The organism is Burkholderia sp. R-40, assembly GCF_049942845.1.
In the GTDB taxonomy this organism is placed as follows: Bacteria; Pseudomonadota; Gammaproteobacteria; order Burkholderiales; family Burkholderiaceae; genus Burkholderia; species Burkholderia ambifaria.
Genome location: NZ_CP187967.1, coordinates 754,286 through 769,033 on the forward strand (window position 1 = coordinate 754,286; position 14,748 = coordinate 769,033).

Genomic DNA, 14,748 nt, shown 5'->3' on the forward strand with positions numbered 1-14,748 from the left:
CGTTCAGAAGAGATCCAGGATGCGCCAGCCGCGGTTGCTTGCATGCGCGCGCAGCGTGTCGTCGGGGTTGGTCGCGATCGGGTCGGTGACTTTCTCGAGCAACGGGATGTCGTTGTGCGAGTCGCTGTAGAAATAGCTGTGTTCGAAGTCGTCCCAGTGCTTGCCGAGCGACGCGAGCCATGCTTCGGTGCGCACGATCTTGCCTTCGCGATAGCTCGGCGTGCCGGTCGGCCGGCCTGTGTACGGCGAGTCGGGGTGTCCGTCGGTCGTTTCGACCTCGCACGCGATCAGCGTGTCGACGCCGAACGCGGTCGCGATCGGACGCGTGATGAATTCGTTGGTCGCCGTCACGACGCAGCACAGATCGCCGGCATCGAGGTGCTTGCGCACGAGTTCGAGCGCGGCGGGCGTCATCGCGGGGCGGATCACCTCGTGCATGTACTGCTCGTGCCATTCGGCGAGCTGCGCGCGCGAATACTTCGCGAGCGGCGTGAGCATCGCGCACAGATACGCATGGATGTCGAGCTTGCCGGCCTTGTAGTCGGCGAAGAACTGATCGTTCTGACGCGAGAAGCTTTCCGCGTCGACGATGCCGAGCTTCACCATGAAGCGACCCCATTCGTGGTCGCTATCGGTCGGGATCAGCGTGTGATCGAGGTCAAAGAGTGCCAGATTAGTCATGGATGCGCATTTTACTCGAAGCGGTTGGGGCCTGTGCCGGGCGGTGCGATGTCGTCGCCGGGGCGCGCCAGCATCCGGCGCAGCAAGGGCAGCGTGACGGCGCGTTTCTGCTCGAGCGAGAAGCGGTCGAGCGCGTCGAGCAGCGCCATCAGGCTCGGCATGTCGCGGCGGAAATGGGTCAGCAGGTAGGCGGCGATGTCGTCGGTGAGCGCGATCCCGCGCTCCTTGGCCGCGAGCTTCAGCACGGCGATCTTGCCGGCGTCGGACGGCGGCGACAGGTGGAACACGAGCCCCCAGCCGAGGCGCGTGCGCAGATCCTCGCGCACGTCGAGCGCGAGCGGCGCCGCGGGGCCCGCCGCGACGAACGCGCTCGACGGGTGCGCGCGGACCTCGTTGAACAGGTTGAACAGCGCGACCTGCTGCGTGTCGCTCATCCGGTCGCAGTCGTCGATCGCGTAGATGCCGATGCGCGGGTCGAACGTGAACGCGCCGAGCGGGCTCTGCGGCGTCAGGTAGCGCGCGTAGCCGTACGACGCGTCGCTCACGAGCGCCTGCAGCAAGTGGGTGCGGCCGCTGCCGGGCTCGCCCCAGATGTAGAACGACCGGTCCGGCACGGGCCCCGCCGCGAGCGCGAGGTCGAGCTTCTGAAGCCGCGAGATGAGCTCGTCGTTCTCCTCATTCATGATGAAGTTGTCGAACGTGGCGGGCGGCGGCGTGCCGAGATCGAGCGTCAGTTGACGGGACACAACAGTCACAATGCGGGTCGGTTGATGAAACGCGCGCCGTACGCCGGGCACGCGCGAGGGGCTGCTCCGGTGCCTGCACACGCGGCCGCACGCACGGCGGCGCGCGGGTTTCGGCGCGGCTCGCGGGGCGATGAAAACGGGGACGTGTCGACCAAGATGCAATCCCTGACGATTCGGTGCTGGGAATTCCGGCCAACGGGCCGGCTTCGGGTAAAATCGCATTTTACCGACCTTCTCGCATTCCCCCATGAATCCTCCGAAATCCGCTCCCGACGCTCAGGGTCTGTCCTACCGCGACGCAGGCGTCGACATCGACGCTGGCGACGCGCTCATCGACAAGATCAAGCCTTTTGCGAAGAAAACCCTGCGCGACGGCGTGCTCGGCGGCATCGGCGGGTTCGGCGCGCTGTTCGAAGTGCCGAAGAAGTACAAGGAGCCCGTGCTCGTGTCGGGCACCGACGGCGTCGGCACCAAGCTCAAGCTGGCGTTTCATCTGAACAAACACGACACCGTCGGCCAGGATCTCGTCGCGATGAGCGTGAACGACATCCTCGTGCAGGGCGCCGAGCCGCTGTTCTTCCTCGACTACTTCGCGTGCGGCAAGCTCGACGTCGACACGGCCGCCACGGTCGTCAAGGGCATCGCGCACGGCTGCGAATTGTCCGGCTGCGCGCTGATCGGCGGCGAGACGGCCGAAATGCCGGGCATGTACCCGGACGGCGAATACGACCTGGCCGGTTTCGCGGTCGGCGCGGTCGAGAAGAGCAAGATCATCGACGGCAGCACGATCGCCGAAGGCGACGTGGTGCTCGGCCTCGCATCGAGCGGCATCCACTCGAACGGCTTCTCGCTCGTGCGCAAGATCATCGAGCGCGCGAACCCCGACCTGTCGGCCGATTTCCATGGCCGCTCGCTGGCCGACACGCTGATGGCGCCCACGCGCATCTACGTGAAGCCGCTGCTCGCGCTGATGCAGAAGCTGCCGGTGAAGGGCATGGCCCACATCACCGGTGGCGGCCTCGTCGAGAACATTCCGCGCGTGCTGCGCGAAGGCCTCACCGCCGAGCTCGACCAGAACGCATGGCCGCTGCCGCCGCTGTTCAAGTGGCTGCAGGAGCACGGCGGCGTCGCCGACGCGGAAATGCACCGCGTGTTCAACTGCGGGATCGGCATGGCGGTGATCGTGTCGGCGGCGGACGCCGACGCGGCGATCGCCGACCTGACGGCCGTCGGCGAACAAGTGTGGAAGATCGGCACCGTGCGTGCGAGCCGCGAAGGCGAGGCGCAGACGGTCGTGGTCTGATACAGCACACGCAGGATGCAGCAACGAAAGCCGCCCGGAGTCGATCCGGGCGGCTTTCTTTCTGGCGCGGGCAGGCATGTCGACGCGCCCCCGAAGGAGGAACGACGATGACCGAAGACGAACGCGCGATTCGCGAGCTGGTGGAAACCTGGTTCGTGTCGAGCCGGCGCGGCGATCTGGCGACCGTGCTCGACCTGATCGCCGACGACGCGATTTTCATGGTGGCCGGCAAGCCGCCGTTCGACAAGGCGGCGTTCGCGGCCGCCTCGCGCGACGCGAACGCGGCGGCCGGCAACGGGCCGAAGGTCGATGGCCGCTACCGGATCGACGAACTGCGCGTGATGGGCGACTGGGCGTACCTGCGCAATTTCATCGAGATCGACGTGACGCCGCCGGGCGGCGATACCGTGCGCCGCTCGGGCCATACGCTGACGATCTTCCGCAAGTCGGACGGCCGCTGGCAGCTCACGCGCGACGCGAATCTCGTGACGCCCGCGCCCTGAGCGAGGTGGCGTGAGCGCTTCCGGGCGGCCGGCCGCCGGTCACGTGGACGGCTGCGGGGCGCTCGTCGGGCGCGCGCCCGCCAGCAACGGCGGCACCAGCAGATAGAGCAGCGCGGCCGCGGCCCATACGAGCCCCGGCCACGTGCCGCGGCTGGCCGCGTAGGTCGTCGTGACGACGAGCGGCCCGGCGACGCCGATCAGGCTCGCCACGCTCGCGAGCGTGCCCTGCAGTTCGCCCTGGCGGGCATCGTCGACCTGACGCGCGAGCATCGCCTGCAACGCCGGCAGCGTCATGCCACCCGCCGCGAACAGCGGCAGCAACGCGAACGGCACCCATGCGGCCGTCGCGAACGCGATCACCACCAGCCCGAGCGCGTCGCCCGCGAGGCCCAGCGCGAGTGCGCGGCGCTCGCCGAGCCGTGCGATCAGCGGCCCGATCGCGAAGGCCTGCGCGAGCGCGTGGCACGCACCGTAGCCGGCGAGTGACAGCCCGGCGACCGGCGTGGACCAGCCGAAATGCTCCTGGCCGTACAGAATCCACAGCGTCGCGGGCGCCTGCGACACCAGCGCGACGATCACGTAGATGCCGATCAGCGGGCCGAGCGCGGGCGCGCCGCTCAGCCGGCGCAGGCCGGCGAACGGGTTGAGCGTGGCGAGCCCGCGACTTGCCCGGGCCGCGCGCGGACGTGATTCCGGCAGCGCGCGCCACACGAGTGCGAGGTTCAGCGCATTGAGCAGCGCGGCCGCGACGAACGGCGCGCGCAGGTGCAGCGCGCCAAACAGCCCGCCGATCAGCGGGCCCGCTATGAAGCCGACGCCCATCATCGCGCCGAGCTGGCCGAAGCGCCGTGCGCGGTCGGGTTCGGCCGTGACGTCGGTCACGTATGCAGTTGCGACCGCGACGTTCGCGCCGGTGATGCCGGCGATCAGCCGCCCGACGTAAAGCCAGGCCAGCGTCGGCGCGAGCGCCATCAGCAAGTAGTCGAGCGCGGCGCCCGCAAGCGACGCGAGCAGCACGGGCCGGCGGCCGAAGCGGTCGCTCAGCGTGCCGAGCAGCGGGGCGCACAGGAACTGGGCGAACGCGTATAGCGCGAGCAGGATCCCGTAGTGGGTGTCGGTGCTGCCGGTGCCGGCGAGCGTGCGCAGCAGGCCGGGCAGGATCGGCATCACGATCCCGACGCCGATCGCGTCGAGCAATACCGTGGCGAGGATGGCAATCAGGGACGGATTCAAGGCGACCACTCTATCGATGATAGAGTGACGATTATTCCACAGTTTCCCTATCGGTGATAGAGATGAAGGACACGGGTGCGCGGCTCACGCGCGACACGGTGATGCGCGCGGCGCTCGATCTGCTGAACGAGGTCGGTATCGACGGGCTGTCGACGCGGCGGCTCGCGGAGCGGCTCGGCGTGCAGTCGCCGACGCTGTACTGGCACTTCCGCAACAAGGCCGAGCTGCTCGACGCGATGGCCGAGGCGATCATGCTCGAGCGCCACGGCGCGTCGCTGCCGCGGCCGGGCGACACATGGGATGCATGGCTTCTCGAGAATGCGCGCGGTTTCCGTCGCGCGCTGCTCGCCTATCGCGACGGCGCGCGCCTGCATGCCGGTACGCGGCCGCGCACACTGCATTTCGATTCGATCGAACGGAAGGTGGCGCTGCTGGCCGCGGCGGGCTTTGCGCCAGACGAAGCGGTCGACGTGATGTATGCGCTCGGCCGCTTCGTGGTCGGTTGGGTGCTGGAAGAGCAGGCGGAAGCGGAACGCGAAACCGACACGACGCTGCCTGACACGGCCGAGCATCCGCTCCTCGCGCAGGGCTGGACTGCGCTGCGCGAGCGTGGCGGCGACGAAGCGTTCGAGCGTGGCGTTGCGTTGATCGTCGATGGCGCGCGCGCGCGTCTGGCGGCGCGCCAGCGCGGCGGTTGACCCGCACCCGCGCCGGGCTCAGGTCGGCAGGCGGTCGTCCAGCACGCGCTCGAGCGTGTCGAGCGCGAGCGCCGTCGCATCCGGCGCGACACAGTCGACGACGATCCGCTCGGGCATCGCACGCAGCCACGTGATCTGCCGTTTGCACAGCTGGCGCGTCGCGAAGATGCCCTTGTCGCGCATGGTCCGGTAGTCGGTGTCGCCGTCGAGGAATTCCCATGCCTGCCGATAGCCGACGCAGCGCATCGATGGCAGGCCGAGATGCAGATCCTCGCGGCGGCGCAGCCGTTCGACCTCGTCGATGAAGCCCGCGTCGAGCATCGCGTCGAAGCGTTGCGCGATGCGCGCGTGCAGCACCGCGCGGTCCGACGGTTCGAGCGCGACCGGCACGAAGCGGTACGCGGCGGCCTCGTCGTCCGCGCGCCGCGGCGCGGCGAGCAGCACCGACATCGGCTGCCCGCTCAGCAGGAACACTTCGAGCGCGCGCTGGATCCGCTGCGAATCGTTCGGCGCGAGCCGCGCGGCCGTTGCGGGATCGACCTGCGCGAGCCGCGCATGCAGCGCGGGCCAGCCGTCGCGCGCGGCGTCGGCGTCGAGCGCCGCGCGTACGGCCGGATCGGCGGTCGGCAGGTCGTTGAGACCCTGCGTCAGCGCCTTGTAGTACAGCATCGTGCCGCCCGCGAGCAGCGGCGTGCGGCCGCGCGCGGCGATCTCGCCGATCAGGCGCAGCGCGTCCGCGCGGAATTCGGCCGCCGAATACGCATCGGCCGGGTCGATGATGTCGATCAGATGGTGCGGCACGCGCGCGCGTTCGTCGCGCGTCGGCTTCGCGGTGCCGATATCCATGTCGCGGTAGACGAGCGCCGAATCGACGCTGACGATCTCGATCGGGCGGCGCGCGGCGAGCGCCAGCGCGGCGGCCGTCTTACCCGACGCGGTGGGGCCGAGCAGGCAGGCGATCGTCGTCGGACGGGACTGCGGTGAAGCGCTCATTGGCCGCGCATGAAGAGGCGGTCGAGATCGTTCAGCGTGAGCTGATACCAGGTCGGCCGGCCGTGATTGCACTGGTCCGCGCGTTCGGTCGCTTCCATCTGGCGCAGCAGCGCGTTCATCTCGTCGAGCGTCAGGCGCCGGTTCGCGCGCACCGCGTGGTGGCAGGCGAGCGTGCCGAGCAGTTCGTGCTGGCGCTCGGTGAGCACGCGCGAGCCGCCGAATGCGTGCAGGTCGGCGAGCACCGCGCGCGCGAGCGACTGCAGGTCCGCATCCTTCAGCAGCGCGGGCACCGCGCGGATCGCGAGCGTCGTCGGCGACAGCACCGCGAGGTCGAAGCCGAGCGATTCGAGCGTGTCGCGCTCTTCCTCGACCGTGCCGATCTCGACCGGCGTCGCCGTCATCGAAATCGGCAGCAGCAGCGACTGCACGGCGATCGTGCGGTCGGCGAGCGCGTTCTTGAACTGTTCGTACAGGATCCGCTCGTGCGCCGCATGCATGTCGACGATCACGAGGCCGTGCGCGTTCTGCGCGAGCACGTAGATGCCGTGAATCTGCCCGAGCGCGAAGCCGAGCGGCTGCTCGTCGTGCGCGGTGGCCGCGAGCGGCGACGCGACGAAGCCCGGCGGCGTGTTCGTCACGCTCGCCGAATCGTGCGCGATGACGGTCGTGCCGTCCGGCGTGCCGGCGCCCGTGTCCTTGCGGCCGAACAGCGCGTCGTAGAGCGCAAGTGGCTGCGCGACCGGCAGCGTGCCCTGCGTCATGCGCGCCTGGCGCATCCACGTGTTGCCGGCCGACGATGAGGACGACGACGGCGACGAGAAGCCGCTGCCGCCCGTGCCGGTGGCGGCGCCCAGGCCGAGCGGCGTATTCAGGAACGACGCGGGGCCGCCCGGCGCCGGCGACAGTTGCGCGGCGTGGCCGCCCGCGGTGGTTTCCGGCGACGCGCCCGCATGGCGCGCGAGTGCGCGCTGGACCGCGTGGAACACGTACTGGTGGATCGAGCGCGAATCGCGGAACCGCACTTCGATCTTCGACGGATGCACGTTCACGTCGACTGATTCGGGCGGCAGGTCGAGGAACAGCACGTACGACGGGTAGCGGTCGCCGTGGAGGACGTCCTCGTACGCCGCGCGCACCGCGTGCGTGAGCAGCTTGTCGCGCACGAAGCGGCCGTTGACGAAGAAGTATTGCTGATCGGCGCGGCCGCGGCTCGCGGTCGGCAGGCCCGCGCAGCCGTAGACGGCGAGCGGCCCGGCCTGCTCGTCGAGCGGCAGGTGCGCGGTGGCGAAGCCGTCGCCGAGGATCTTCGCGACGCGCTGCGCGGGTTCGGTCGCGTTCCAGTGCTCGACGGCCTTGCCGTTGTGCAGCACCGAGATCGCGACGTCCGGCCGCGCGAGCGCCGCGCGGCGGATCATTTCGAGGCAGTGGCCGAACTCGGTCTGCTCGCTTTTCAGGAATTTGCGGCGCGCGGGCGTGTTGAAGTACAGCTCGCGCACCTCGATCGTCGTGCCGACCGCACCGGCGGCCGGCGACAGCGCACCGGTGGTCGCGTCGATCTTCGTCGCATGGGCGACGTCCGCCGTGCGGCTCGTGATCGACATCTCGGCGACCGACGCGATCGACGCGAGCGCTTCGCCGCGAAAACCCAGCGTCGCGACCGCCTCGAGCTCCTCGAGCGAGCGGATCTTGCTCGTCGCGTGGCGCATCAGCGCGAGCGGCAGTTCGCCGGGCGGAATCCCGCAGCCATCGTCGGTGATCGAGATGCGCTTGACGCCGCCTTCCTCGAGCACGATGCGCAGCGTGGTCGCGCCGGCGTCCATCGCGTTCTCGAGCAGCTCCTTGACGACCGACGCCGGGCGTTCGACGACCTCGCCGGCGGCGATCTGGCTGATCAGCTGGTCGGGCAGGGGCTGGATCGCGCGCAGCGGGCGCGCGGCGGGAGAGGGCGCGGCGCCCGCGGCCGTTTCGGTGATTTCGGACATGGCCGAATTATAGCGAGGCGGCGGATGCATGCCGGCGCCGCCGGTGGTTACGTTTTTTCACGGAGCCTTAAGGTAGTTTCGGTATGATGGCTCCGTTCCGCGCGCCGCCTTGTCTGGCGGGCGCTTCCGCTTTTTCCGGCCGCCACGGCCTTTTCGCCTTCGAGGAATCGCATTTGGATACGCTGCTTCATTTCGTCAACCTGGTCCTGCATATCGACGCGTTCCTCGGCGACTTCATCCGGCAGTACGGCGCATGGGTGTATCTGGTGTTGTTCCTGATCGTGTTCTGCGAGACGGGGCTCGTCGTGCTGCCGTTCCTGCCCGGCGATTCGCTGCTGTTCATCGGCGGTGCGTTCGGGGCGACGGGCGACATGAACGTCGTCGTGCTGATCGTGCTGCTGCTGGTCGCGGCGATTGCCGGCAATACCTTGAACTACGTGATCGGCCGCTGGGTCGGGCCGAAGGTGTTCAATACCCATATCCCGGTGCTCGAGCGCTTCCTCGACCGCGCGGCGCTGGAGAAGACCCACTCGTTCTACGACAAGCACGGCGGCAAGACGATCGTGCTCGCGCGCTTCATCCCGGTCGTGCGCACGTTCGCGCCGTTCGTCGCCGGGGCGTCGTCGATGAGCTTCGCACGCTTCCAGCTGTTCAACGTGATCGGCGCGCTGGTCTGGGTGCTGCTGCTGGTGCTGCTCGGTTACTTCTTCGGCAATATCCCGTTCATCCGCCAGTATCTGAACGTGATCGTGCTGGTGGGGATCGGCGCGGCGATCGTGCCGATCGCGTTCGGCGCGCTGTGGAAGCTAGTGCGCGGGCGGCACTCGGGCGATGCGCGGAAGACGGGCGGGCGCTGAGCCGGCACGTTTCGCTTCGGCGCAGTAACAAGCGTGGCGGTTGCCACGCTTTTTTTTCGTCCGTGCGGTTCAGGTGGTGCGATGCGCGAGCGGCGTTTCGGGCGTCGGGTATTGCGCGTCGCGGAACGTCTCGAGGATCACGCGGTTGGTATCGCAGTACACCTGCCAGTAATTCTCCGGCTGCGTCGACGGGCGCACGAACAGCAGCGGGCCTTCCGGCGTGAACTGCAGCACGCCGACGTCCGGCGCCGGCACCTTCAGCACGTTCGGGATCACCTGGATCTGCGTCTTCAGGCGGTTGATCGCGTCGACGGCATCGACGCTGTTGGCGATCTTCGCGGTCAGGTCGACGCGGCGATGCGGCGATGCGCTGTAATTCGCGATGTTGTCCGAGAAGATCTTGTTGTTGCCGACGATCGTCACGATGTTGTCGGCGGTGATGATCGTCGTGCCGAACAGGCCGAGTTCCTTCACCATGCCCGTGACCCCGCCCGCGCTGATCACGTCGCCGATCTTGAACGGACGCAGCACCTGCATGAACACGCCGGCGGCGAAGTGGGCGAGCAGGCCGCCCCAGGCCGTGCCGATCGCGAGGCCGAGGCCGGCGAGGAGTGCGGCGAACGACGTGGTCTGAACGCCGAAGATCTGCAGGATCGCGAGGATCAGCAGGATCGTCAGCAGCACGCCGACCACCGAGGTCAGGTAGTCGGTGAGCGTCGGGTCGACCTTGCCGCTGCGGCGCACGACCTTGCCGAGCAGTCGGGTGCCGAGGCGGATCGCCCAGCGGCCGATGAACCACAAGACAATCGCGGCGAGGAGATTCAGGCCGAGGTCGAGGCCGCGGGTCATCAGGAATTGCTGGGCGGTTTCCAGGTTCGGCATGGGGGCTCCGGGGTGAGATGAATCTGGCGGTTTCAGCCTGTATCCGGTCTGATTATTACCGGATTTTACAACACGCTGCGACAATAACTCGCAGGTCTGCATTGCGCGACAAAGGGGCGGCATTTTTTACTGCGGCAAGCAGATGTGTTGCGCAAATCGAAAGCATGTGTAGAAGCGTTAACAACGTTTAAAGGTAAGGAAGTTTTCTCGCATGTAAGCTGGTACAATGCGGCGCCTCGGTAGTTTGAGGTGATTTAAAAAATTAGGAGCGTGGGGCAAAAGTTTCACCACGCACGGGGCGCAAACGATAAAAGTGGGACCGGGGTTGGGTATGGTAGAGCCGCCAGACGAGGAGTCCAGGCTGGGCGAAGCATTTGCTATTCAGCGAAGAGTCGTTTATGCATTGTTTTTGCGCGAACTGAAGACCCGGTTCGGCAAGCACAGGCTTGGATATCTGTGGGTATTTCTCGAGCCTGTCGTTCACATGCTCGTATTGTTCGCAATCCTGGGGCTGATTGCGAAACATACGATGCCCGGTATTTCGTTTCCTGTATTTCTCATCTGCGGTCTGGTACCGTACTTCATGTTCATCAACATCGCGCTGCGATCGTTGAACGCGCTGGAGGCAAACCTCGGACTGCTGAGCTATCGTCCGGTGCATCCGCTGGATACACTGATTGCACGTGCGGGTCTCGAATGTATTATCAGCGCGGTCGTCCTGGTTGTATTGCTGGTTATTCTCGGCCTCGGTGGGCAGCCGGTTCAATTGGGTGATATTCCGGAACTCGCCGGAATCTGGACGATACTCGTGCTTCTCGGGCTGGGTATCGGGATCATCTTCATGGTTATTGGCCATGAGTTCCCGATCAGCGAGAAGGTCATCCCGTTGTTCATGCGGCCCCTTTATTTCACCAGTGCGGTGATGTATCCGTTGACAACCATTCCGGCGGAATACCGCAGCTGGGTATTGTGGAATCCTCTCGTTCATATTCTCGAGTTATTGCGGCACACGATCGTGCCGGCATACGCGGCTGAAAACGTCGGTCTCGCATACCCCGCGTTTTGCGCGCTTGTCGTTCTGTTCGCCGGTATGGCCCTGTACAAGGCACGTGAACCCTCCCTGCTGAGATCATGATTCGACTCGAGAATCTCACGAAATCGTATAAGACTCCGTCGGGTCGGCATTACGTGTTCAAGGACGTCAATGTCGAAGTGCCATCGGGGAAAAGTATTGGTTTGATCGGGCGTAATGGCGCTGGCAAGAGCACGCTGCTCAGCATCATTGGCGGCATTGATCGGCCCGATCGCGGCCGGGTCGTGACGAACCGGCGCATTTCGTGGCCGGTTGGTCTCGCAAACGGATTCCAAAGCAGCATGACGGGGCGCGAGAACGTCAAATTCGTCGCGCGCCTGTACGCGAGCAAGGGCGAACTGGCGGAGAAGGTGCGGTTCGTCGCGGATTTCTGTGAACTCGGCAAGTTTTTCGACATGCCGATCCGCAGCTACTCCACCGGCATGCGGGCGCGATTGGGGTTCGGGCTGTCGATGGCGTTCGACTTCGACTACTACGTGATTGACGAGGTGACGGCGGTCGGCGATGCCGTTTTTAGAAAAAAAAGCGAGGCGTTGATGATGGCCAGGCGCGCCGTCAGCCAGTTCATATTTGTGTCGCACGGCCTCGACGAGGTAAGTCGGGTTTGCGACGTCGGGTTGCTGATCGGCGACGGGAAAGTCACGTACTACCCCGACGTGAATGAGGCGATCGAAGTTTACAAGCAAGAGAACAATGTCTGATTGGTTGGGGAAGCTGCGCGGGCATCGGCTGCAGGTGTCGCTTGTCGCGGTACCGCTCGTTGTGTGCGGGTTGTATCTCGGGCTGGTTTCCCGGGATCGCTACGTCAGTGAATCGCAGGTGCTGGTCAAGGACTCCGGACGTTCCGTCGGCACGGGGCTGAATATTCAGGCGCTGCTTGGCGGCGGCGGCGATGCATCGGCGCGGGACGACGCAGTCGTGCTCAAGCAGTACATCGAATCGCCGGACATGCTGGCGAAAGTGGATGCGCGGCTGAAGCTCAAGGAGGCGTTCGGGCATGTCGGGCTCGACTGGTTCAACCGGCTTTCGCCGCACGCCACGCGAGAGGAAACGCTGAAGTACTACATGCGGCGTGTCAGCGTCGATGTAGACGACAAGACGGGGCTGTTGACGATTCGGACACAAGGTCTGTCGCCGGCCTTCGCGCAGACGTTCAATCGAACGTTGCTGAGCGAAAGCGAAACTTTCCTGAACGAGTTGTCGCATCGCATTTCGCGTAACGACATGCTGTTTGCGCGTGAGGAAATCGATCGGTCGTATGACGAAGTCAAGACGGCACGCGATGCGGTGATCGCGTTCGAAAACAAGACCGGCATGCTGGATCCGACGGCGAGCGCCGAGGCGGGCGGACGCATGGTGGTCGAAATGCAGTCGAAGCAGGCGGAGCTCGAAGCGGAATTGCGCAACCTGCAGACCTACATGAACGACGACGCGCCGCCGGTCGTGGCGAAGCGCAACGCGCTATCGGCGCTTGTCGCGCAGATTGCCGTCGAGCGAGCCAAGCTCAGTGCGCCCGGCGACGGCAAGATGAACCGTACGGCCGCGCAGTATGCGGAACTCAAGTCGCGCCTCCAGTTTGCGGCCGACCTGTACAAGGTATCGCTGTCGACCTTCGAAAAAGCTCGGATCGAATCGGGGCACAAGGCAAAGAGCCTATCCGTGATCGTGACGCCCAACCTGCCGGAAGAGGCCGAGTACCCGCGCAGGCTGCACATCATGATGTCCCTGGTTGTCGGATTGTTGTTGTTGTTCGGTGTCGTGAGGCTGGCACAAGCGATCATCGAAGATCACCGGACGTAACGGACATGACTGCCGCCGGGATGTCGTATCGGGGTGGCAGTTCGCACGAACTTGAATGGCCGGTACAGCGTCGTTGCCGTGACGGGGTGGCGAATGCAAGCAGGCATCGACGAATGCAAATATTGAGATGATCAATCTATCAACAGGCCGAAAGGCATTGATTGCCCTGATGCTGGGCGCCGCGAGCACGGCGGGGTGGGCCGGGCTCAGTGATACGCTGTTCGGGCTCTCGGGAACCGACAGCGATAGTGGTTCGACGTCGTCCAAGGCCGCGGCTGACGGCGGACAGCGCGGTGCTGCCTCGACGGGTTTCGGGTACAACCCGGACGACGTCGCGGCCGGGGCGATGATGCTTCAGGGCGGCAAGGTGTCGCGTCAGCAAGGTGGACCCGGCGGGATGGCTCCGAGTCCGGTCGACGTCAGTGTCGCTCCGCAGGCGCCGAACAGCATGTTCGGCTCGCAGTTGTTCGGCGGGACGTTCCACAACAGTCGGGGGACCGGATTCAATCCGGCTTATCAGGTTGGCATTGGCGACACCGTTACGCTGCGGATGTGGGGTGCTTTCGTATTCGACGGGCAGCTGACCGTCGATCCGCAGGGAAATATCTTCGTGCCGAATGTCGGGCCGGTTACGGTCGCAGGTGTTCGAAATGCCGACTTGAACGGGCGTGTGCTGAATGAAGTGCGCAAAGTCTACAAGGCAAACGTGAACGTTTATGCCAGCCTGGACGTCGCGCAGCCGGTAAAGGTTTTCGTCACCGGATATGTCAAGCAGCCGGGCATGTATGGCGGCATCGCGTCGGAAAGCATCCTGTCCTATCTCGACAAAGCCGGTGGTGTCGACGTCGACCGAGGCAGCTATGTCGACGTGATGGTGAAGCGCGGCGGAGCGGTGCGCAAGCGCTTCAACCTGTACGACTTCCTGTTGAACGGTGAGATCGATCAACTGCAGCTGGCCGATGGCGACGTGATCGTCGTTGGGCCGCGCGAACACGTCTTCTCGGTGCGCGGCGAGGTCTACAACGCATACGACTTCGAGTTCGCCACGCCGGTCATTACGCTTCAGCAGGCGCTTGCGGTTGCGCGACCGAAACCGGGTGCAACGCATGTCAGCATCGTGCGTCGCCAGGGCACCGAACGGACCACCGAGTATTACCCGATTTCGAATGCTTCGAACGTCAGGCTCAACGACGGCGATCAGCTCGCGGTCACGTCGGATCGCTACGCCGGCACGATTCAGGTTCGCGTCGAGGGCGCCCATTCGGGAGAGCATGCGTTGGTGCTCCCGTATGGCTCCACGATGGCGCAGGTGCTGAGCCAGGTTCGCAAAAATCCATTGTCACGCGTGGACGAGGCCCAGTTGTTCCGCAAGTCGGTGGCGGATCGGCAAAAGGAAATGCTCGGCGTCGAATTGCAGAAGCTTCAGGAGGCGGCGTTGTCCGCGCCGTCCGCGACGAGCGAAGAGGCCAATCTGCGCTCGAAGGAAGCCGAGAACATCACGAAGTTTGCTGCGCTCGCGAGCAAGACCGAGTTCAAGGGGCAGGTGGTGCTCAACGAGCAGACGATGGGCAACGTGATTCTGGAGGATGGCGACGTCATCAACATCCCCGAAAGAACCAGTGTCGTCATGGTGCATGGAGAGGTGCTCTTCCCGAACGCGGTCGAATGGCAATCGGGCATGACGACAAGCGACTATGTCGCGCATGTCGGCGGATACACGCAGAAGGCCGACAACAGCAAGATCATCGTGATTCATCAGAACGGCAAGGCCGAACTGGCCGACAGCGGTACGAAGGTCGAGGCCGGCGATGAGCTCATGGTATTGCCGAAGGTGAGGTCGAAGAGTATCGAGATCACGCGCGGGATTACGCAGATCCTCTATCAGATGGCAGTGGCCGCGAAGCTGATCTTCTGGTGATGGTGGCAGCACGTCACATGACGCGTAGAGGGCGCGTCACGTGACACCGAGAGGGCCGC

The 14,748-nt window shown here is 65.4% G+C and carries 14 protein-coding genes; 8 read left to right on the top strand and 6 right to left on the bottom strand.

Going from position 1 to position 14,748, the window contains the following annotated elements; all coding sequences use genetic code 11:
- Window positions 1-3 precede the first annotated feature (3 nt).
- Both ACP26O_RS03460 and hda read right to left on the bottom strand, forming a co-directional pair.
- Window positions 4-681 carry an HAD family hydrolase gene (locus ACP26O_RS03460; protein WP_006750664.1) on the bottom strand — a complete coding sequence of 226 codons (678 nt, stop codon included), beginning with the start codon at window positions 679-681 and terminating at the stop codon, window positions 4-6.
- A gap of 11 nt (window positions 682-692) precedes the next feature.
- A complete protein-coding gene (hda, locus tag ACP26O_RS03465) occupies window positions 693-1,427 on the bottom strand; it encodes a DnaA regulatory inactivator Hda (RefSeq protein ID WP_006760485.1) in 735 nt (244 codons plus the stop codon).
- A 247-nt stretch (window positions 1,428-1,674) separates the two neighbouring features.
- On the opposite strand from hda, the gene purM reads away from it, so the two are divergent.
- Entirely contained in the window at window positions 1,675-2,730 is a 1,056-nt protein-coding gene (gene purM, locus ACP26O_RS03470; protein WP_175665273.1) for a phosphoribosylformylglycinamidine cyclo-ligase, read from the top strand.
- A gap of 107 nt (window positions 2,731-2,837) precedes the next feature.
- On the top strand, window positions 2,838-3,233 hold the full coding sequence (locus tag ACP26O_RS03475) for a YybH family protein (protein ID WP_175657168.1): 396 nt from the start codon (window positions 2,838-2,840) through the stop codon (window positions 3,231-3,233).
- A 39-nt stretch (window positions 3,234-3,272) separates the two neighbouring features.
- Here the strand turns inward: ACP26O_RS03475 and tet are convergent, their stop codons facing one another.
- The gene (tet, locus tag ACP26O_RS03480) at window positions 3,273-4,466 is read right to left on the bottom strand and encodes a Tet(A)/Tet(B)/Tet(C) family tetracycline efflux MFS transporter (protein WP_175665272.1); all 1,194 of its coding nucleotides are present in this window, start codon (window positions 4,464-4,466) and stop codon (window positions 3,273-3,275) included.
- 62 nt (window positions 4,467-4,528) lie between these two features.
- Between tet and tetR the strand changes: the two genes are divergently transcribed.
- The gene (gene tetR, locus ACP26O_RS03485; RefSeq protein ID WP_175661471.1) at window positions 4,529-5,164 is read left to right on the top strand and encodes a tetracycline resistance transcriptional repressor TetR; all 636 of its coding nucleotides are present in this window, start codon (window positions 4,529-4,531) and stop codon (window positions 5,162-5,164) included.
- 18 nt (window positions 5,165-5,182) lie between these two features.
- Here tetR and miaA read toward each other — a convergent pair whose 3' ends face one another.
- Window positions 5,183-6,157 carry a tRNA (adenosine(37)-N6)-dimethylallyltransferase MiaA gene (miaA, locus tag ACP26O_RS03490; RefSeq protein ID WP_175665271.1) on the bottom strand — a complete coding sequence of 325 codons (975 nt, stop codon included), beginning with the start codon at window positions 6,155-6,157 and terminating at the stop codon, window positions 5,183-5,185.
- Window positions 6,154-8,139 (bottom strand): DNA mismatch repair endonuclease MutL, encoded by a 1,986-nt coding sequence (gene mutL / locus ACP26O_RS03495; RefSeq protein WP_175665270.1) that lies wholly within the window; start codon window positions 8,137-8,139, stop codon window positions 6,154-6,156. The genes miaA and mutL overlap by 4 nt, the downstream gene beginning before the upstream one ends.
- A gap of 173 nt (window positions 8,140-8,312) precedes the next feature.
- Here mutL and ACP26O_RS03500 point away from each other — a divergent pair, with 173 nt between their 5' ends.
- Window positions 8,313-8,996, top strand: a complete 684-nt coding sequence (locus tag ACP26O_RS03500; RefSeq protein WP_041491321.1) for a DedA family protein — start codon at window positions 8,313-8,315, stop codon at window positions 8,994-8,996.
- Between the two features lie 69 nt (window positions 8,997-9,065).
- Here the strand turns inward: ACP26O_RS03500 and ACP26O_RS03505 are convergent, their stop codons facing one another.
- Window positions 9,066-9,878: a mechanosensitive ion channel family protein gene (locus tag ACP26O_RS03505; RefSeq protein WP_175665269.1), complete on the bottom strand. Its 813-nt coding sequence runs from the start codon at window positions 9,876-9,878 to the stop codon at window positions 9,066-9,068.
- Window positions 9,879-10,209: 331 nt separating this feature from the next.
- On the opposite strand from ACP26O_RS03505, the gene ACP26O_RS03510 reads away from it, so the two are divergent.
- From ACP26O_RS03510 to ACP26O_RS03525, 4 genes are all read left to right on the top strand, one after another.
- Window positions 10,210-11,013 (top strand): ABC transporter permease, encoded by an 804-nt coding sequence (locus ACP26O_RS03510; RefSeq protein ID WP_165750921.1) that lies wholly within the window; start codon window positions 10,210-10,212, stop codon window positions 11,011-11,013.
- Window positions 11,010-11,672 (top strand): ABC transporter ATP-binding protein, encoded by a 663-nt coding sequence (locus ACP26O_RS03515; RefSeq protein ID WP_006750676.1) that lies wholly within the window; start codon window positions 11,010-11,012, stop codon window positions 11,670-11,672. The genes ACP26O_RS03510 and ACP26O_RS03515 overlap by 4 nt, the downstream gene beginning before the upstream one ends.
- Before the next feature lie 61 nt (window positions 11,673-11,733).
- Entirely contained in the window at window positions 11,734-12,771 is a 1,038-nt protein-coding gene (locus ACP26O_RS03520; protein ID WP_244099028.1) for a lipopolysaccharide biosynthesis protein, read from the top strand.
- A 127-nt stretch (window positions 12,772-12,898) separates the two neighbouring features.
- Complete coding sequence (locus ACP26O_RS03525) at window positions 12,899-14,689, top strand: polysaccharide biosynthesis/export family protein (protein ID WP_175665268.1); 1,791 nt, start codon at window positions 12,899-12,901, stop codon at window positions 14,687-14,689.
- Window positions 14,690-14,748 lie beyond the last annotated feature (59 nt).

Bases quoted from the DNA above. Each gene is read 5' to 3' on its own strand.
- mutL (WP_175665270.1), bottom strand. From the start codon at position 8,139: ATGTCCGAAATCACCGAAACGGCCGCGGGCGCCGCGCCCTCTCCCGCC.
- tetR (WP_175661471.1), top strand. From the start codon at position 4,529: ATGAAGGACACGGGTGCGCGGCTCACGCGCGACACGGTGATGCGCGCG.
- purM (WP_175665273.1), top strand. From the start codon at position 1,675: ATGAATCCTCCGAAATCCGCTCCCGACGCTCAGGGTCTGTCCTACCGC.
- ACP26O_RS03515 (WP_006750676.1), top strand. From the start codon at position 11,010: ATGATTCGACTCGAGAATCTCACGAAATCGTATAAGACTCCGTCGGGT.
- ACP26O_RS03510 (WP_165750921.1), top strand. From the start codon at position 10,210: ATGGTAGAGCCGCCAGACGAGGAGTCCAGGCTGGGCGAAGCATTTGCT.
- miaA (WP_175665271.1), bottom strand. From the start codon at position 6,157: ATGAGCGCTTCACCGCAGTCCCGTCCGACGACGATCGCCTGCCTGCTC.
- ACP26O_RS03525 (WP_175665268.1), top strand. From the start codon at position 12,899: ATGATCAATCTATCAACAGGCCGAAAGGCATTGATTGCCCTGATGCTG.
- ACP26O_RS03505 (WP_175665269.1), bottom strand. From the start codon at position 9,878: ATGCCGAACCTGGAAACCGCCCAGCAATTCCTGATGACCCGCGGCCTC.
- ACP26O_RS03460 (WP_006750664.1), bottom strand. From the start codon at position 681: ATGACTAATCTGGCACTCTTTGACCTCGATCACACGCTGATCCCGACC.
- ACP26O_RS03475 (WP_175657168.1), top strand. From the start codon at position 2,838: ATGACCGAAGACGAACGCGCGATTCGCGAGCTGGTGGAAACCTGGTTC.